Source organism: Achromobacter sp. AONIH1 (assembly GCF_002902905.1).
Lineage (GTDB): Bacteria > Pseudomonadota > Gammaproteobacteria > Burkholderiales > Burkholderiaceae_B > Achromobacter.
In genome coordinates this window covers 6,604,890-6,621,848 of record NZ_CP026124.1, presented here as the reverse complement: position 1 = coordinate 6,621,848, position 16,959 = coordinate 6,604,890, and the positions used below count along the sequence as shown (strand labels likewise).

The following is a 16,959-nucleotide window of genomic DNA, read 5'->3' as shown; positions in this document are numbered from 1 at the left end:
AAACGAGTCCTTCGCATGGGGGCGCGAAACCATACTCCCGCCAGACCGACGTGCGGACGTTTCGAGCACAGGAGACACCAGGCTGGGACTCAAGGCGCACGGCGGATCGTTCACCCATTTCAAGAAGAATGCGATGCGCCCTACCGACATCCCCGACCTCAAGTCCGCGGCTTTTCTTGCCGACCGATACCCGACCTACCGTCGCCTGCAAAGCGACTTTCCCCATTTCGAGATCGACATCAATGGCGAGGACTGCATCGTCCTGACGCGCTACAGCGATGTGGACGAGGTGCTGCGCAATCCGCTGGCGACCGTGCAGCAGGCGCCCGGCGTGTTTCCCGAGCGTATCGGCAATGGCGCGGGCGCGCGCTTTTACCGCGAGTCGCTGCCGAACATCGACGCGCCGGATCACACGCGCATTCGCCGCATCGTGACCCCGGCGTTCAATCCCAGGACCGTTGCCAACATGCGCGGCTGGGTGGAAAAGGTCATCGTCGAGCACCTGGACCGGCTGGAAGGGCAGGACGAGATCGACTTCGTGTCCGCCTTCGCCGACCCGGTGCCGGCGGAAATCGCCTGTCGGCTGCTGCACGTGCCGCTGTCCGACGCCCGCGAGCTGTTCGCGCGGCAGCACGGCCTGAACGCGGTATTGAGCGTATCGGACATCACGCCGGAACGGCTGGCCGAGGCGGATGCCTCGGCGGCCTTCTATTACGAGTACATGGATGATGTGCTGGACACGCTCAGGGGCAAGCTGCCCGAGGACGATTTCGTCGGCGCGCTGATGGCCGCCGAAGGCGGCGACAACGGCCTGACCCGCTCCGAGCTGGTCACCACGCTGATCGGCTTTTTGGTCGCCAGCTATCACACTACCAAGGTGGCGATGACCAACGCGGTGCTGGCCCTGCTGAGCCATGACGGCGAGCGGGCGCGCCTGATGGCGCAGCCCGACCTGGCCCGCAACGCCTGGGAGGAGTCGCTGCGCTATGACTCGCCCGTGCATTTCATCCATCGCTATGCGTCCGAGACCCTTACGGTCGGCGGCCGTGACATCGCGCGGGGCAAGCGGCTGCTGCTGGGACTGCATGCGGCGAGCCGGGACGAGGCCCGCTTCCCGCAGGCCGACCGTTACCAGATCGACCGGCCCGACAACCGCCATCTGGCCTTCGCGGGCGGCGGCCATTTCTGCCTGGGCTCGCAGTTGTCCCGGCTGGAAGGCGATGTGCTGCTGCGCACGATCTTCCAGCGCTTTCCCGGCATGCGCCTGACGGAGACGCGCTTCGAGCGCGTGCCGGACCTGACCTTCCCGATGCTGTTGCGCATGACGGTCGCGCTGCGCGCGCCGCAAGGTTGAGTGGCCATGAGTCAACTCACTGTCCAAATCCTGAGCGGCATGTGCTGCGGCTTCGGCAACTGCGCGGCCCTGTGCCCCCAAGTCTTCGCGCTTGACTACGACAGCAACCGGACCCGGATCGTGCCCGGCGCGCCGCTGGAGGACTACGCGGCCGAGATCGCGCAGGCCGCCAGCGAGTGTCCGACACAGGCCATCCACGTAGTCGCTTTCGAAGACCAGGCGCGGGCATCGCATGGCTGAGCGCGTTCCTGGCCGCGCGACGGCGGATTGGCGGCCGATGCGGCTGGCGCGGCGCGATCGGATCGCCGACGACATCTACGCGGTGACGCTGACCTGCGAGCAGGACGCGCCGCTGCCCGAGATCGCGCCGGGCGATCACATCGAAGTGCAGGTGCCGGGCGGCGTGCGCGCCTATTCGCTATGCAATCCGCCCGACGCGCGGGAGGGGTATCAGCTGGCCATCCACCGCTCGTCCGCGCATGGCGGCGCGCATTATCTGTGCGAGACGCTTGCCGTCGGGTCGCCCCTGCGGGTGCGCGGCCCGCGCAATCTGTTCGCCCTGTCGCCCGAGCATCGGCGCGTGGTGCTGATCGCGGGCGGCATCGGCATCACGCCCATCATCGCCATGGCGGAGCACCTGGCGCGGCGCGACCTGGATTTCCAGATGCACTACTGCGCGCGCAGCCGCGCCGCCGCCGCGTTCCTGGACCGGCTCGACGCCGGCGCCTGCCGGCATCGTGTGCGCTACCACTTCGACGACGATCCGGCAGCCGGCCGGCTGGACCTGGGCAGGCTGTTCGCCGGCCTGGACGCGGACCAGCACGTCTATCTGTGCGGTCCGAACGCGATGCTGGCCGATGCCGTGACGCTGGCCGAGCGGCATGCGCTGGCCGGCCGTCTGCACTACGAACGTTTCGGCGCGAGCCGTCCGCCGGCGGCGCCTTTCGTGGCGGCGGGCGCATTCGAAGTGCTGGCGGCGCGCAGCGGCCGGCGCGTCGAGGTGCCGCCGGATTGCTCGATCGCCGCCGCGCTCGTCCGCGCCGGCGTGGATGTGCCGCTGTCCTGCGAGCAGGGCGTCTGTGGCATGTGCATGACGCGGGTCATCGACGGCATTCCCGATCATCGCGACGACGTGCTGTCGGAGGCGGAACGCGCATCCAACGGCGTCATCCTGCCCTGCGTCTCGCGGGCGAAATCGGCCTTGCTCACGCTGGATCTATGAGGCGGCGGCCGTGGCTTTGAACATCAGGGCGTTCGCGCGCCGGCCTGCCGCCGGGCGCACGCCATCACATGCTGGGGAGATAGGATGAAACTTGCCATGTTTCGAGAGGGCGGCCGGGACCGCCTGGGCGTGGTCGAGGCGGACACGGTGATCGACGTCACCGCGGGCCTGCCGGCCTTGTCGGCCGATCTGGCGGACTGGCTGCCGGGGCAGGGGACCTCGTGGCGCATGCTGGCGCTGTTGGCGCGAGAAGCCACGGCGCGCCTGCCGCTGTCCGCCGTGCGGCTGCTGCCGCCGCTGCGGCGGCCGTCGGCGTTCCTGGCCATCGGCGGCAACTATGCCTCGCATCTGCGGGAGATCGCCCATCTGAACGTCAGCGCCGGCGAACACCAGATCTGGTTCAACAAGCAGGCATCCTGCATCACCGGACCGTTCGATGAGCTGGTCATTCCCCCGGGCATGTCGACGCTGGATTACGAGGTGGAACTGGCGGTGGTCATCGGCCGGCGCTGCCGCAACGTGCGGGCGCGCGACGCCATCGATTACATCGCCGGATACACCATCTGCAATGACGCCAGCATCCGCGAGCGCCATCACCGCAGCCCGACCATCACGCTGGCGAAATCATTCGATTCTCTGGGGCCCTTGGGGCCGTGGCTGGTCACGGCCGACGAGATCGCCGATCCGCACGCGCTGCGAGTCCGCACCTGGGTCAACGGCGAGCTGCGGCAGGACGGCAATACGGCGGAGATGCGCTTCAACATCTTCGAGCAGATCGAGGAGCTGAGCAGCGCCATGACGTTGGAGCCCGGCGATGTGCTGGCCACCGGCACGCCGGCCGGCATCGGCGCCGCGCGCCAGCCGCCGCTGTTCCTGGCGCCGGGCGACGTCGTGCGCATGCGGATCGAAGGCATTGGCGATATCGAGAACCGCGTGGTGGCGGCGCAGTCCGCCGGCGCCTGAGCTGTCTCGGCGCATTGCGCGCCGCCACTACGCGGGGCGGCGCTTGTTCATCTCAACCTGGACCTTCAATCATGCTGTGCATCACCTTCGACAATTTCGGCGGCGCGGCCGGCGACCTGCTGCCCTGGCCCTGTCCCGCTGGCATTCCCGCCGCCGAGTGGGCCGCCTACAACCGGATCGGCCTGGAGCTGGGGCATCCACGCATCCTGAAGCTGCTGGATGAGTTGCGGATCCGCTGCACTTACTTCGCGGAAGGCTATGCGGCGGTGCTGCATCCGGACGAGCTGCTGGCCTGGCATGCGGCCGGGCACGAGATCGCCGTGCACGGCTGGAAACACGAAATGTGGACGGGCATCGCCTCGCGCGACGAAGAAGAGCGCCTGATCCAGCTGGCCGTGTCGAGCATCCGCGGGTTGACGGGGCAGACGCCGGCGGGATTCCGGCCGCCGGGGCTGGGTATCAATCCCTGGACCGACGAGGTGCTGGCGGCGCACGGCATCCGCTACGTGTCGCGGGCGCTGTCCGGCGCGACCGATGAGGCGATCGCGTCCGGCGTCACGGCAACATCGCCGGCGCGGGTGGTGGTGCTGCCCACCGATCCCGCGCTGATCGACGGCGCTGTCATCCATCCGCGCTTCGGCGGGATCTTCGGCACGCTGGACGCGGCCGCCGGCTATGACCGCTTGTATCGGGCAGCCGTCGCGCACGAAACCACGCGTCCCGAAGAGCCCTGGGTGTTGGTCGTGCATCCGTTCACGTCCGGGAACCGGGCCTGGTTCGGTTTCGAGGATTTCATGCGGCGTCTTGTCGCCGACTTCGGGGCGTCGCGCTTTGCGCTGGCGAGAGATGCCGCGACGCAGTCGATAGGCGCCCGGGCGCCCACGGACTGATTTCGGACGGCTTCGTCCGTTCGTCGGCGAGGGCGGCAGGCATCGCGGTCCTCGCCATTCAAGCAGTTGCCACACACAAAACACACATACAAGGGAGACAAACCATGAGGCATTTCATTTTCATCGGCATGCTGCTCTGGGCCTGCGCGCGCGGCGCGCTGGCGGCGCAGGGCGTGACCTATGGCGGTCCGGTCGGCGGCACGGACATACAGAGCGCCTACCTGCCGCCGCATCCGGGCCTGTACGGTTCGGTCATCGCCGTCGGCGCGCTGGGGGAAAAGTTCTACGACAACGACGGGCGCAGCCCCACGACCTCGGTCAGGCTGCCGGGCGGAATCGCGGAATTCGGCCTGCTCTACGTCTATCCGGGGCAGCTGTTTGGCGGCACGCTGGGCAGTTCCGTGGCCACCGGCTACGGCTGGGGCAGCATCAAGGTCAACGGCAAGCACCAGAGCTTCAAGGGCATGAACGACATCTACACCGACGTCCTCATGTGGAGCAGGCATCTGGGCGAGGTCGAGGGCGGCCGGCCGCGCGGCCTGACGATGAAGCTGGGTTATTCGATGGTGCTGCCCACCGGGAAGTACAACACCAGCGATCTGTACACCACGGGACGCAATACGCTCTACTACATTCCGAACGGCGCCTTCACCTATCTGACCGGACCGAACTTCCTGGGCGACGGCACCGAATTCAGCATGAGCTATTTCCTGGACATCGCCCGCAAGAACTCGGCGACCGGCTACAGGAACGGCATGGTGCTGGACGTGGACATGGCGGTCAGCGAGGTCGTCGGCCGCTGGCAGCTGGGCGTGGCGGGCTATTACGCGCGCCAGATCGCCGATGACCGGCTGAACGGGCAGCGTGTACCTGGCAATCGCTTCGCCAGCGCGGCGGTCGGGCCGGTGGTCGCGTACAACATTCCCGACTGCAAATGCAGCGTCAAGTTCAAGGCGCAGTTCTCCGTGTTCACGCGCAACTCGCTGGCGCCCAACGCCGCCTATCTGTTCTTCAACAAGGCGTTCAACTAGCGATCCGCCCGGATCACGTCATGCCCCGCGCCTCGTCGCAGACGAGGCGCGGGGCATTTGCATTGAGCCGGTCGTGACCGGGACGGGATTTGACATCTGCGCGCGCATCGCTATACTTAATCGTAAATCGCAATAAACACTAAACATCATGTCCGACTTCTCCCGCATCGAACTTTCCTACGCCGGCGGCGATGGCCAGGCCGTCGCGCATCCGGTCCGCTTCCTCGGCTTTCCCGGCGGCGAGCGCCATGTCTGGATCGGCGAGGGCGCGGGCGGAGCCGGGCGCGCCTACACCATCGACGCCCGCATCTATTCCTCGGATGCGGTCATGGACCTGCTGCTGCTGAACGACGCGCTGCGCCGCGTGGCGGGCGAGGGCGCGGCCGTGACGCTGCGGCTGCCCTATCTGCCCTATGCGCGCCAGGACCGTGTCACGGTCGCGGGCGAGCCGCTGTCGGTCAAGGTGTTCTGCACTTTGATCAACGCCATGAAGTTCGACCGCGTGGTGGTGGCCGATCCGCACAGCACGGTCGCGCCGGCGCTGCTGGACCGCGTCGAGATCGAATCGGCCGAGGGCTTCCTGGGCCAGGTGCTGGCCCTGCCTGAATTCGCGGGCGGCGTGGCGCTGGTGGCGCCGGATGCCGGCGCGCACAAGCGCGTGCTGGCCCTGGGCGAACGCTTCGGCGCGCCGGTGGTGTGCTGCGCCAAGCTGCGCAATACCGCCACCGGCAAGCTTAGCGGCGCGCGCGTGCTGGACGAGGTGCCGGACCTGCCGCTGCTGGTGGTGGACGACATCTGCGACGGCGGCGGCACCTTCGTCGCGCTGGCCGCGCTGCTGCGCCGGCACAGCGACCGGCCGCTGGGCCTGTACGTGACGCACGGCCTGTGCACCAAGGGCGTGGCGCCGCTGCGGGACTACGCAAGGCTGTACACGGCCTATCCGCGCGACCCCGCGCTCTGGACGCCGCGCGGCGACATCTTCCAGGCCATCGACGCGGCGCCGCAGGCGGCCATCGCGGCGTGAATCCGAATCCACACTGAACAACCCCACCCAGTCGAGCAGAACCATGTCCACCCTGAATCCCCTGACCCAGATCGACTTCTACAAGAGCGGCCACATCTTCCAGTACCCGGCCGGCACCGAGAGCGTCTACTCGAACTTCACGGCGCGTTCCGACCGGCTGGCGCCGGTGCTGCGCTCGGGCCTGGCGCCGTTCGAAGGCAAGGTGGTGTTCGTGGGCCTGCAGGGCTTCGTCAAGGAGTTCCTGATCCAGGCCTTCGACGCCGGCTTCTTCCGCCTGCCCAAGGCGCAGGCCGTGCGCCAGTACCGGCGCCGCATGGACAACGCCCTGGGCCCGGGCGCCGTGCCGGTCGACCACATCGCGGCCCTGCACGACCTGGGCTACCTGCCCGTGCGCATCAAGGCGCTGCCCGAAGGGTCGCGCGTCAACATCAAGGTGCCGCTGTTCACGGTGCGAGAAACCCGCAAGGAATTCGCCTGGCTGACCAACTACCTGGAAACCGTGCTGTCCAATTTCAACTGGAAGCCGATCACGGTGGCCACCATCGCCCATGAATATCGACGCCTGCTGGAAGCCTATGCCGACCTGACCGGCGCCGATGCCGCCTTCATCGACTGGCAGGCGCACGATTTCTCGGCGCGCGGCCTGTCCGGCCCCGAGGATTCCATGCGCGCCGGCTTCGCCCACCTGTGTTCGTTCACGGGCACCGACACCGTGGCGGCCATCGACTACGCCGAGCAGTACTACGGCGCCGATTCCGACCGCGAACTGGTGGGCGGCAGCGTGCCGGCGACCGAGCACAGCGTGATGAGCATGGGCGGCAAGCTGGACGAGATCGGCACCTTCCGCCGGCTGATCACCGAGGTCTATCCCTCGGGCATCGTGTCCATCGTGTCCGACACCTGGGACTTCTGGCAGGTCATCACCGAGTACGCCGCCACGCTGAAGGACGAGATCCTGGCACGCGCGCCCAATGCGCTGGGCCAGGCCAAGGTGGTGTTCCGCCCGGATTCCGGCGATCCGGTCAAGATCCTGACGGGCTATCTGCCGGACGAGCTGGCGGGCGATGCCGACGCGGACGGCATGTACACCGTCAAGGACACGGGCGGCAAGATCACCGAGGCCGAGCGCAAGGGCGCCGTGGAATGCCTGTGGGACCTCTTCGGCGGCGACCTGACCGCCAAGGGCTTTCGCGTGCTGCACCCGCGCGTGGGCCTGATCTACGGCGATTCGATCACGCTGAGCCGCGCCGAGCGGATCCTGGAACGCCTGCGGATCAAGGGCTACGCCTCGACCAATTGCGTGTTCGGCGTCGGCTCCTACAGCTATCAGTACCTGACCCGCGACAGCTTCGGCATGGCCATGAAGGCCACCTGGGGCATGGTCAATGGCGAGGCGCGCGAGCTGTCCAAGGATCCCAAGACCGACAGCGGCACCAAGAAGTCGGCGGTGGGCCTGCTGCGCGTCGAGCGCGAGGGCGACGACTACGTGCTGCATGATCGCCAGACGCCCGAGCAGGAGGCCGGCGGCCTGCTGCAAGACGTGTTCGTCGACGGCAAGCTGGTGCGCGAGCACACGCTGGCCGAGATCCGCGCCCGCCTGCGCAACGGCGGCTGAGCGGCGCCGCGCGCCCTGGCGCCGCCCGCTGGCGGGCCGGCGCGCGACCTTGTCGCTTGTTGAAAACAAGCCTGTCATACTTGCGCGACGAGACATCCGCGCAAACAGAGGCGGCGGAATCGGCGCATGCGGTTCCGTCCCTCGACCTCTCCAGAGTTCCGGGATGACCAAGACCGCCACCGCCCATGAACGCCCCATCCTGACCGTGGACGTGGCGCTGCTTGCCCTGATCGATCAGCGCCTGCACGTGGCCCTGGCGCCGCGCGCGGCGGCCCCGTTCAAGGGCCAGTTGGCCTTGCCGGGCGGCTATGTGCGCGTCGACGCAGACGCCGATACGGACCAGACCGCCCGCCGCGTGCTGCGCGAGAAGCTGGGCTTCGAGCCGGCCCATCTGGAGCAGGCCTGCACCGAGTCCGGCCCCGCGCGCGATCCGCGCGGCTGGTCCGCGTCGGTGGTGTACCTGGCGCTGCATGCCGCCGACGCGCTGCAACCGCTGGCGGACGACGGCCGCATCACGCTGCACGATATCGAGGCGCTGCCGGCGCTGGCGTTCGACCACAACCGCCTGATCGCGCTGGCCGCGCAGCGCCTGCGCGCGAAGTCGGCCTATACGTCCATCGTCGCGCATCTGCTGCACGACGAATTCACCATTCCCCAGGTCCAGGCGGCCTTCGAGGCCGTGACCGGGCATCGCATGAATGCCGCCAACTTCCGCCGCAAGATCCTGGAAACGGGCGCGCTCAGGGAAACCCGCATCGTGCCGGCGGCCTACCGGCCGGCGCAGGCCTATCGGTTGGCCGAGCCCCTGACGGACTTCGGCCAGAATCTGGCGCGCTGAACGGGCGTCGCCGTAGCGCGGGATCGGACGGCGCTACGCCAGCGCCAGGGCCCGCGCCGCGCCCGCCGCCGGCGCGGCCGCGCGCTCAGGCCAGGGTCTTGCCGGCCGGCGCCCGCACCTCGTCGCAACGTTCGCACAGGCCGGCATCGTCCGACAGCGATGGCATGTGCCGGCGGCAGCACGGGCAGGCGGGCCTTGCGCTGGGCTGGAAGCGCGGTTCCGCGTCGCGCGCGAGGCACGTCGCGGGTGCCAGACGAGAAACAATCGCAACAATATCTTTCGCGTCAGCGCGCGGGTCTCGGGCCGCCAGCCGCCCGGCGCGAAGCCGTCCTGGCCCTTGCCAGCGCTGGCGATGCCTCGCATCCACGGCAGGCCGCGCGCAGCAGCGCGGCGCCAGGCAGGCGCGACGGGCCATGTTTCAGCGCGCAGCGCACGCTTTGTGATCCGGACCCCGGCCATTAGGATGCGCGCTCGACGATTCCATCACGCATTGCCACCAAGGACCGATCCATGACCCTGCCGCGACCGCGCCACGCCTTGACCGCCCTGACGCTCACGCTGACCCTGACGGGCTGCGTCAGCCCGTCATTCATGACGAGCAAGGAAGGCACCATGGACGACCCACGCTACGCGCAGCTGCTCGACCTGATCGGCGAGGCGCTGAAGGACGACATGGCCGTGGTGCTGGTGGCCGACATCATGCCGCACGCGTCGCTGAAGGACGCGCTGACCATGACGCAATGGACCCCGACCGTGATCTGGATGCACGAGAAGGAGCCCAGGGTGACCTTCAGCCGCAAGTTCCAGACCAACTCGTTGAAGCGCGATCCCAAGGAAACCTATCTGTTCGGCGCGTTCGAGGTGCACATCCTGCCGCCCGGGAAGTACTTGCTGACCGGCGGCGACGACTACAAGCTCAACGCCCTGCTGGATCAGGTCGGCGCGCGCAGCGGGCCGGTCGGATCGGGCCGGGGCGCCAACGGCACCGCCTATCTGTCGCCCGAGCTGTATCGCCAGTTCTACCGGGAAGCCGCGTGGCGCGACGCCACCACGCATACCCAGACCAAGACGCGCCAGGTCTGCACCGCCGTGCACGCGGCCTCGGGCGCCTGCGTGAGCTGGGGCGAGCAGCAATACAACGAGACCTCGGCGGGCATGCCGGCGGGCTACTACGAACAGACCGATTCGCGCGACATTCCCGCGATCAAGGTGCAGGCGCGCATCCCGCCGGCGCAGGCATTGGCCAGCTTCACGCTGAAGGGTGGCCAACTGGTGCTGAGCCAGCGCATGCACCTGAAGACGCCGAGCTACAAGTTCCGCCAGCCGGCCTGCCGCGCGGTCGATCCCAAGATGATCGAATGCCCGCTGGAAGACCTGACCGTCTACACCCGCCCGGCGCCGATGGAGTTCGCGCAGCAGCTGATCGCGCGGCGCGTGAACGTCAGCGACAAGCACCGCGAGATGCTGTCCGGAATGCAGCCCATGCAGATCACGCCGCTGGGCAGGCAGGGCATGGAAGATCCGATCTGGGGCGTGCCGCTGTCGCTGGGCAAGGGGAAGTAAGGGACGCTGGCGGGATACGTAATTGAGTCTCAAAAAATAGGATATAGATCCCGAATAGTGGGTTGATGGCCGGCTTCCGGTGATATTCTGGCCTCGCTTGATCAGGGCGCGGCGGCGCGCCCGCATCGGCGATGACGGGGGCACCAGCCATGACGACGCTTGCGCAACAGCCGGCTTTCAACCAGTTCCTCGGCGCGGTCGATGCCGCGCTCCGCGCGCGGCTCGACCCGCCGGCATTGCTAGACCGGGTAGAAGACGGGGCGCGGCGGCTCGTGTCCCGCGATGACTGGCTGCCCGAGACGGCCGCCCGGCCGCATCCCGTCCACTACCGGCAATACCTGCTCTATTGCGATCCGCGCGAACGCTACTCGGTGGTGAGCTTCGTCTGGGGGATCGGCCAGCGCACGCCGATTCACGATCACATGACCTGGGGCGTCATCGCCATGTTGCGCGGCGCCGAGCGCGCGGAGCGCTATGAACGCGCGGCGCCCATGCGGCTGCTGGGCGAGTCCGTGCTGCTGCCGGGCGATGTCGACCGCGTGTCGCCGCGACTGGGCGATATCCATCGCGTGAGCAATGCCTGCGATGACCGGGTCTCGATCAGCATCCACATCTACGGCGGCAATATCGGCCGCATCCCGCGCCACGTCTACGACGTTGATACCGGCGCGCGGCGCGCCTTCGTTTCGGGATACGCCAACGCCGACGCGGCGGCGGCCGGGTTCGCGCGCCTGGACTGAGGCGCGCGGCGGGCAAGCCCCGTGCGCCATCGCCGGCGTCGCCGCGCGCCCGCGCACGGTTCGCACCCTGTTCAAAGTGTCAGTTTCGCTGCCCGGGAAAGGCGCTGAGAATGGCTGGAAGAAATAGGGAATCAAGATCCTGACGCACGGGACGCATGCAAAGGGGAAGAGGATGAAGATCACCGCTGTCGAAACGCTGGCCTGCGATGCCGGCTGGCGCAATTACCACTTCGTGAAGGTCAGCACGGATGCAGGCGTGACCGGCTGGAGCGAATACGACGAGGGCTTTGGATCACCCGGCGTGTCGGCGGTGATCGCGCAGTTGGCGGGCGCCATCGTCGGGCAGTCCTATGTCGGGCCGCAGCGCTTCCACGCGGATGTCTACGCCCGCACCCGGCCAGCAGCGGGCGGGGTCGTGGGCGAAGGCATCGGCGCGTTGGAAAACGCGCTGCTCGACGCCCATGCCAAGCGCCTGGGCGTGCCGTGCTACGAGGTGCTGGGCGGCAAGGTGCGCGATGCGTTGCGCGTGTACTGGTCGCACTGTCCGGCATGGCGCATCAACCATCCGCAGCACTATGGCCCCGCCATCACGGACCTGGCCGGCGTCGAGGCGGCAGCGGCCCAGGTGCGCGAGCGCGGCTTCTCTGCATTGAAAACAAACCTGTTCATCCACGACGAAGGCCCGTCCTTCGCCTGGCGGCCCGGGTTTTCCTCACCGTTCTCGCCCGAGCTGAACGTGGACCGCCGCGTGATCCGCAATCTGCGCGCCACGCTGGAAGCGCTGCGGCGCGGCGCCGGTGATGACATCGACATCCTCGTCGACCTGAACTTCCACGCCAAGACCGAGGGCTATCTGAAGATCCTGCGCGCGATCCAGGATTTCGATCTGTTCTGGGTCGAGCTGGACAGCTACAGCCCGGACGCGCTGGCGTTCATTCGCGGGCAGAGTCGCTTTCCCATCAGTTCCTGCGAGACGCTGTTCGGCGGACGCGAGCTGCTGCCCTTCCTGCGGCGGCAGGCCGTGGACGTCGCCATCATCGACACCGTCTGGAACGGGGCCTGGCAAGCGATGAAGATGGCCGACCTGTGCGATATCCACGAAGTCAACGTCGCGCCCCACAACTTCTATGGGCACTTGTGCACGTTCATGAACGCGCACTTCGCGGCGGCGGTGCCGAACTTCCGCATCATGGAAACCGATATCGATCGCCTGGCCTGGGACGACGCGTTGTTCACGCACGCGCCGCAGTACCGCGATGGACACCTGATCGTGCCCGACCGGCCGGGGTGGGGCACCGAACCCGATGAGGCCGCATTGCGCGCGCATCCGCCGAAGCCGCATGGGCTGATCTACGCGCGCAAGCACTGACCCGGCTTGCCGGATTCCTGTTTCCGCTTTTTTCCCGGGGCGCGGCCATGCGGTGTCCATGCTCCGCGCTCATCCTCCCTCTACCAGGAGCAAGCACCATGATGAACAACTGGACGGATCAACTGGCCAACTTGCGGACAGGCGCCAAAGCGCTGGCGCAGGCCAACCCCGCCGTGGTCCAGGCCTACGCCGGGCTCAACCGGGCGCTGGGCGAGGGCCAGGCCCTGGACGCCAAGACCCGGGAGCTTATTGCCCTGGCCGTCGCGGTGACGACCCGCTGCGACGGTTGCATTTCCTCGCATGCCGCGGCCGCGAGGCAGGCCGGCGCCAGTCAGCAGGAGGTCGCCGAGGCGCTGGGCACGGCCATCGCGTTGAACGCGGGCGCGGCCTATGTGTATTCGGCCCGCGCGCTGGAGGCCTACAACCAGTTCGAGCAGGCGTAGACCGGCATCGGCAATGGCGGCGCGGCGGGGTCGCGCGCCCAGGCACAACAAGGGGAAAGACATGAAACCGGCAATCCTATTGCTGAAACTGATCGGGCTCGCTTGCGCGGCCAGCCTCTCGACGCTGGCGCAGGCCGCGTGGCCGGAGGACAAGCCCATCCGGCTGGTGGTGCCCTTCACCGCCGGCGGCACCGCCGACGCATTGGGCCGCAGCCTGGCCCAGCAGCTCGCCAAGGAGCTGGGGCAGACCATCATCGTCGAGAACAAGCCCGGCGCCGGCAGCATGCTGGGCACCCGCGAGGTCGCCGGCGCCAAGCCGGATGGCTACACGCTGCTGCTCGGCACGACCGCCAACGTCTTCAACAAGTATTTCTACAAGAAGCCCCTGTACGACCTGCAACGCGACCTGACTCCAATCAGCCAGCTGGTGGAAATCCCCAACTTTCTCGCGGTCAATCCCAAGCTGCCCATCGATACGCTGGCTGAACTGATTCGCTACGCGCGCGCGCATCCGGACCAGCTCAGCTGCGCCCATTCCGGCATCGGTGCTTCGCCCTTCGTGGCCTGCGAGCTTTTCAAGAAGATGGCCCAGGTGCGGATCGTCAGCGTGCCGTATCAGGGCGGTACGCAGGCGATCTCGGACGTCATCGGCGGCACGGCGTCGCTGGTGTTCCAAAGCGAGGCGCTGTCCTATATCCGTGCGGGACAGCTGCGTCCCATCGGCGTGACGACGGCCAGCCGCTCGCCGTTCCTGAAGGACACGCCGGCGATCGCCGAGCAGCTGCCGGGCTATGAAGTGTCCGCCTGGTACGGATTGCTTGGGCCAGCGGCGCTGCCGTCCGAGATCTCGGCGCGGCTGGCGCAGGCGGTGATGCAGATCCTGCGCAGCCCGGAGATGCAGGAGCGGTTGGCCCTGGTCGGTGGCGTGGCGGTCGGCAGCGAGCCTGCCGCGTTCAAGAAGAAGCTGGACGCCGACCTCGCGTTCTACGACCAGGCCATCCCGGCGCTGGGCGTCAACGCCGACTGAGCGCGGGGCGGCGTGCCTTCGCGCCGGGCGCGCCGCCCTGTCTGCGCTCCAATACGGTTTGCAGCAGCTCCACCAGCTCGCCCACGATGCCCTCGCGTTCCCTGGCGTAGATCGATACCACGATCGGCGCCTCGGCGGGGAAGCGCGCATAGGGCCGGACGCGATAGCCGGTCACGGCGTTGCGGGGCAGCAGCGACAGCCCGATGCCCGCCTCGACCGCGATCAGCACGTTGTGCAGGCTGCTGCCGGAAAACGCGTTGTACCAGCGCAGCCGCTCGCGCTCCAGGCGCTCGAACATGGCGTCGCGATACAGCCCGCCGGGCGGAAACGTCACCAGCGGCACGGGGGAGGGCCAGGCGCGCGGCGCGTTCAGGCTTTCGAACCAGGCCATGGGTTCCGGGAACGAGGACCGGCAGTCGGGGCCGGCGGCGGCTTCCTTGACGATGACGATATCGAATTCCCCGTCCCGGTAGCGCTGGGTGAGATCGCGGCTCAGGCCGTCCGTCACGTCCAGATGGATTTCCCGATGGCGTCGTGAAAAATCGCGGAAGGTCGCGGCCATCGCCGCGTTGACCAGGTCCTCGGGCACGCCGATGCGCAGCGGCGCGGTGCCGGCCGGATCGCCCAGCGCCGCCTGCGCCTCCTGCTGCAGGGCGAGGATCCTGCGGGCATAGCCCAGCAGCCGTTCGCCGGCGGCCGTGGCCACGATCGGCCGCGCGGTCCGGTCGACCAGGGCGGAGCCGACCTGTTCCTCCAGCCGCGCGAGCTGCTGGCTGATGGTGGACTGGGTCATGCTCAGGCGGTCGGCGGCGGCGGTGAAGCTCTGCGCGTCGATGATGCCGACGAAGGAACGCAACAGTCGCGGATCTAGCATGGCGGCGTGATGACCTTCCACATGCCATGGCATGCAAAAAATGGATATGGTCTATCTGAATATTTAATTTTTAAATATTACTCCCGCTCGCTATAGTCAGCACGGACCACAGCACGGACGACGGCGCGGACGCCGCTTGCCCGTCGCCGCGCGAACCCGGAGCAGAAACATGAGCGATACCTTGCATTTCCTGAACATGGCCATCGAGCTGGCCCGCGCCAACATCGCCGCCGGCGGGCGTCCCTTCGGCGCGGTGCTGGTGCGCGACGGCCAGGTGTTGGCCACCGGCGTCAATGAAATCCTGACCTCGCACGACCCCACCGCGCATGCCGAGCTGATGGCCGTGCGCGCCGCCAGCCGCAAGCTTGGCTCGCCTGACCTGAGCGGCTGCGCGGTCTATGCCAGCGGCCATCCCTGTCCCATGTGCATGGCGGCGATGCGGCTGGCGGGCATCCGCGAGGTGGCCTACGCCTATTCGAACGACGACGGCGCGCCCTACGGGCTGTCCACGGCGGCGGTCTACGCCGATCTGGCCAAGCCCTTCGAAGAGCAGTCCATGCGGATCCGGCACGTGCCGGTGCCGGAGCAGGGCGGGCCCGGGCTGTATGCGCAATGGCAGCAGGCCATCCACCGGCAGGCATGAAGCGATGACTCGTGCAGGAACCCGGGCCGGGAACCCCGCGCCCGCCGGCCTGTTGCTGGCCGCCATCGCCCTGGTGGCGCTGAACCTGCGGCCCTTCATCGCCGGCATCGGCCCGCTGGCCGCCGATATTGGCGCGCACACCGGCCTGGATCTCAAGCGCATGTCGCTGCTGACGCTGGTGCCCATGCTGCTGATGGGGCTGGTGGCCTTCGCGGGGCCGGCCGTGCAGGCGCGCCTTGGCGGCCGGCGCGCGGTGCTGCTGGCGCTGGCGCTGCTGGCGGCCGGCTCATCGCTGCGGCTGTGGGCCTCGGCCGGCTGGCAGCTGATCGGCACCGCCGCCATGCTGGGCCTGGGCGCTGCGGTGGTGCAGGCCGTGTTGCCCGGCATCATCAAGCGGCAGTTCCCGCGCCATGTCGGCGTGGTCATGGGGCTGTACTCGTCGATGCTGATGGCGGGCGGCGCGCTGGGCGCGCAGCTGTCGCCGCTGGCGGCCGCCGCCAGCGGCGACTGGCGCATCGGCCTGGCCTGGATGGCCGTGCCCGCGCTGCTCGCGCTGGCGCTGGCGGCGCGCAGCCTGCCGCCCGACGAGGCCGTCCGCTCCGGCCGCATGGCGGCCGCGACCTATCTGGCGCGGCCGCGCGTCTGGCTGCTGATGGCCTGCTTCGGCCTGGTCAACGGCGGCTATTCGTCGGTGGTGGCGTGGCTGGCGCCGTTCTATCAGGAGCGGGGCTGGAGCGCGGCGGCCAGCGGCAGCCTGCTCGCGGCCCTGACGGTATGCCAGGCGGCCGCGGCGTTGCTGCTGCCGGTGCTGGCCCGCAAGCACGAGGACCGCCGGCCCTGGCTGTGGCTGACCCTGGTCCTGCAGGCGGCGGGTTTCGCCGCCCTGGCGTGGCGGCCGGACGCGGCGCCCATCGCCTGGGCCATGCTGCTGGGGGCGGGACTGGGCGGCTGCTTCGCCCTGTCGCTGATCGTGGCGCTGGACCATCTGCCGGATCCCCTGCGCGCCGGCGTGCTGTCTTCCTATGTGCAGGGCGGCGGTTTCCTGATCGCGGCGGCGCCGCCCTGGATCGTGGCGGCGTTGCGCGAGGCCACCGGGGGCTTTCGCGACGGCTGGCTGCTGCATCTGGCCTGCGTCGCCGTCGTCGCCGCGCTGTATCTGCGGGCCGCGCCGTCCAGTTATGCGAGGGCGATGGCCGCGCCGCGCGCCGACGCGGCGCGGGCGGGCTCCGGCGGTTCCTGAGGTCATCGGCCGGCGGCGCGGGCCTCGCGCCGTGACGCGTCATGTACCGGTCACATGCCCGGACTATGCTGCGGCAGCACTGGCGCCTCCCGTCCTCGCGGTGAGCATCGACGGCTATGTTCG

17 protein-coding genes are annotated in these 16,959 nt (G+C 68.5%); 16 read left to right on the top strand and 1 reads right to left on the bottom strand.

What is annotated here, in order from left to right; genetic code table 11:
* The first annotated feature begins 133 nt into the window (after positions 1-133).
* The 14 genes from C2U31_RS30205 to C2U31_RS30140 all read left to right on the top strand — a co-directional run bounded on the left by C2U31_RS30205 (position 134) and on the right by C2U31_RS30140 (position 14,079).
* Positions 134-1,354 carry a cytochrome P450 gene (locus C2U31_RS30205; RefSeq protein ID WP_103276169.1) on the top strand — a complete coding sequence of 407 codons (1,221 nt, stop codon included), beginning with the start codon at positions 134-136 and terminating at the stop codon, positions 1,352-1,354.
* Between the two features lie 6 nt (positions 1,355-1,360).
* Positions 1,361-1,594: a ferredoxin gene (locus C2U31_RS30200; protein WP_103276168.1), complete on the top strand. Its 234-nt coding sequence runs from the start codon at positions 1,361-1,363 to the stop codon at positions 1,592-1,594.
* Positions 1,587-2,576 (top strand): PDR/VanB family oxidoreductase, encoded by a 990-nt coding sequence (locus C2U31_RS30195; protein ID WP_103276167.1) that lies wholly within the window; start codon positions 1,587-1,589, stop codon positions 2,574-2,576. Before C2U31_RS30200 ends, C2U31_RS30195 begins: the two co-directional genes overlap by 8 nt.
* Positions 2,577-2,660: 84 nt before the next feature.
* Positions 2,661-3,539 (top strand): fumarylacetoacetate hydrolase family protein, encoded by an 879-nt coding sequence (locus C2U31_RS30190; RefSeq protein WP_103276166.1) that lies wholly within the window; start codon positions 2,661-2,663, stop codon positions 3,537-3,539.
* Positions 3,540-3,610: 71 nt separating this feature from the next.
* The gene (locus C2U31_RS30185; RefSeq protein WP_103276165.1) at positions 3,611-4,429 is read left to right on the top strand and encodes a polysaccharide deacetylase family protein; all 819 of its coding nucleotides are present in this window, start codon (positions 3,611-3,613) and stop codon (positions 4,427-4,429) included.
* A 104-nt stretch (positions 4,430-4,533) separates the two neighbouring features.
* Positions 4,534-5,460, top strand: coding sequence for a transporter (locus C2U31_RS30180; protein WP_103276164.1), 927 nt, complete (start codon positions 4,534-4,536; stop codon positions 5,458-5,460).
* 148 nt (positions 5,461-5,608) lie between these two features.
* Complete coding sequence (locus tag C2U31_RS30175; RefSeq protein WP_103276163.1) at positions 5,609-6,484, top strand: ribose-phosphate pyrophosphokinase-like domain-containing protein; 876 nt, start codon at positions 5,609-5,611, stop codon at positions 6,482-6,484.
* Positions 6,485-6,527: 43 nt separating this feature from the next.
* Positions 6,528-8,099: a nicotinate phosphoribosyltransferase gene (locus tag C2U31_RS30170; RefSeq protein ID WP_103276162.1), complete on the top strand. Its 1,572-nt coding sequence runs from the start codon at positions 6,528-6,530 to the stop codon at positions 8,097-8,099.
* Between the two features lie 163 nt (positions 8,100-8,262).
* Positions 8,263-8,937: an NUDIX domain-containing protein gene (locus C2U31_RS30165; protein WP_103276161.1), complete on the top strand. Its 675-nt coding sequence runs from the start codon at positions 8,263-8,265 to the stop codon at positions 8,935-8,937.
* Positions 8,938-9,447: 510 nt separating this feature from the next.
* A complete protein-coding gene (locus C2U31_RS30160; RefSeq protein ID WP_103276160.1) occupies positions 9,448-10,500 on the top strand; it encodes a hypothetical protein in 1,053 nt (350 codons plus the stop codon).
* A 149-nt stretch (positions 10,501-10,649) separates the two neighbouring features.
* The gene (locus C2U31_RS30155) at positions 10,650-11,240 is read left to right on the top strand and encodes a cysteine dioxygenase (RefSeq protein WP_233772566.1); all 591 of its coding nucleotides are present in this window, start codon (positions 10,650-10,652) and stop codon (positions 11,238-11,240) included.
* A gap of 172 nt (positions 11,241-11,412) precedes the next feature.
* A complete protein-coding gene (locus tag C2U31_RS30150) occupies positions 11,413-12,609 on the top strand; it encodes a mandelate racemase/muconate lactonizing enzyme family protein (RefSeq protein WP_103276158.1) in 1,197 nt (398 codons plus the stop codon).
* Positions 12,610-12,707: 98 nt separating this feature from the next.
* Complete coding sequence (locus C2U31_RS30145) at positions 12,708-13,052, top strand: carboxymuconolactone decarboxylase family protein (protein WP_103276157.1); 345 nt, start codon at positions 12,708-12,710, stop codon at positions 13,050-13,052.
* A 61-nt stretch (positions 13,053-13,113) separates the two neighbouring features.
* Entirely contained in the window at positions 13,114-14,079 is a 966-nt protein-coding gene (locus C2U31_RS30140) for a tripartite tricarboxylate transporter substrate binding protein (protein ID WP_158658504.1), read from the top strand.
* Here the strand turns inward: C2U31_RS30140 and C2U31_RS30135 are convergent.
* Positions 14,066-14,953: a LysR family transcriptional regulator gene (locus C2U31_RS30135; protein ID WP_103276155.1), complete on the bottom strand. Its 888-nt coding sequence runs from the start codon at positions 14,951-14,953 to the stop codon at positions 14,066-14,068. The genes C2U31_RS30140 and C2U31_RS30135 overlap by 14 nt on opposite strands.
* A 169-nt stretch (positions 14,954-15,122) precedes the next feature.
* Between C2U31_RS30135 and C2U31_RS30130 the strand changes: the two genes are divergently transcribed.
* Together C2U31_RS30130 and C2U31_RS30125 are read left to right on the top strand one after the other, a co-directional pair.
* Positions 15,123-15,596 carry a nucleoside deaminase gene (locus C2U31_RS30130; RefSeq protein WP_103276154.1) on the top strand — a complete coding sequence of 158 codons (474 nt, stop codon included), beginning with the start codon at positions 15,123-15,125 and terminating at the stop codon, positions 15,594-15,596.
* Positions 15,597-15,600: 4 nt separating this feature from the next.
* The gene (locus C2U31_RS30125; protein ID WP_103276153.1) at positions 15,601-16,836 is read left to right on the top strand and encodes a cyanate transporter; all 1,236 of its coding nucleotides are present in this window, start codon (positions 15,601-15,603) and stop codon (positions 16,834-16,836) included.
* Positions 16,837-16,959 lie beyond the last annotated feature (123 nt).

Coding starts and splice junctions, on each gene's coding strand:
- C2U31_RS30125 (WP_103276153.1), top strand. CDS start 15,601: ATGACTCGTGCAGGAACCCGGGCCGGGAACCCCGCGCCCGCCGGCCTG.
- C2U31_RS30140 (WP_158658504.1), top strand. CDS start 13,114: ATGAAACCGGCAATCCTATTGCTGAAACTGATCGGGCTCGCTTGCGCG.
- C2U31_RS30150 (WP_103276158.1), top strand. CDS start 11,413: ATGAAGATCACCGCTGTCGAAACGCTGGCCTGCGATGCCGGCTGGCGC.
- C2U31_RS30165 (WP_103276161.1), top strand. CDS start 8,263: ATGACCAAGACCGCCACCGCCCATGAACGCCCCATCCTGACCGTGGAC.
- C2U31_RS30135 (WP_103276155.1), bottom strand. CDS start 14,953: ATGCTAGATCCGCGACTGTTGCGTTCCTTCGTCGGCATCATCGACGCG.
- C2U31_RS30205 (WP_103276169.1), top strand. CDS start 134: ATGCGCCCTACCGACATCCCCGACCTCAAGTCCGCGGCTTTTCTTGCC.
- C2U31_RS30195 (WP_103276167.1), top strand. CDS start 1,587: ATGGCTGAGCGCGTTCCTGGCCGCGCGACGGCGGATTGGCGGCCGATG.
- C2U31_RS30130 (WP_103276154.1), top strand. CDS start 15,123: ATGAGCGATACCTTGCATTTCCTGAACATGGCCATCGAGCTGGCCCGC.
- C2U31_RS30190 (WP_103276166.1), top strand. CDS start 2,661: ATGAAACTTGCCATGTTTCGAGAGGGCGGCCGGGACCGCCTGGGCGTG.
- C2U31_RS30145 (WP_103276157.1), top strand. CDS start 12,708: ATGATGAACAACTGGACGGATCAACTGGCCAACTTGCGGACAGGCGCC.
- C2U31_RS30160 (WP_103276160.1), top strand. CDS start 9,448: ATGACCCTGCCGCGACCGCGCCACGCCTTGACCGCCCTGACGCTCACG.
- C2U31_RS30170 (WP_103276162.1), top strand. CDS start 6,528: ATGTCCACCCTGAATCCCCTGACCCAGATCGACTTCTACAAGAGCGGC.
- C2U31_RS30185 (WP_103276165.1), top strand. CDS start 3,611: ATGCTGTGCATCACCTTCGACAATTTCGGCGGCGCGGCCGGCGACCTG.
- C2U31_RS30175 (WP_103276163.1), top strand. CDS start 5,609: ATGTCCGACTTCTCCCGCATCGAACTTTCCTACGCCGGCGGCGATGGC.
- C2U31_RS30200 (WP_103276168.1), top strand. CDS start 1,361: ATGAGTCAACTCACTGTCCAAATCCTGAGCGGCATGTGCTGCGGCTTC.
- C2U31_RS30155 (WP_233772566.1), top strand. CDS start 10,650: ATGACGACGCTTGCGCAACAGCCGGCTTTCAACCAGTTCCTCGGCGCG.
- C2U31_RS30180 (WP_103276164.1), top strand. CDS start 4,534: ATGAGGCATTTCATTTTCATCGGCATGCTGCTCTGGGCCTGCGCGCGC.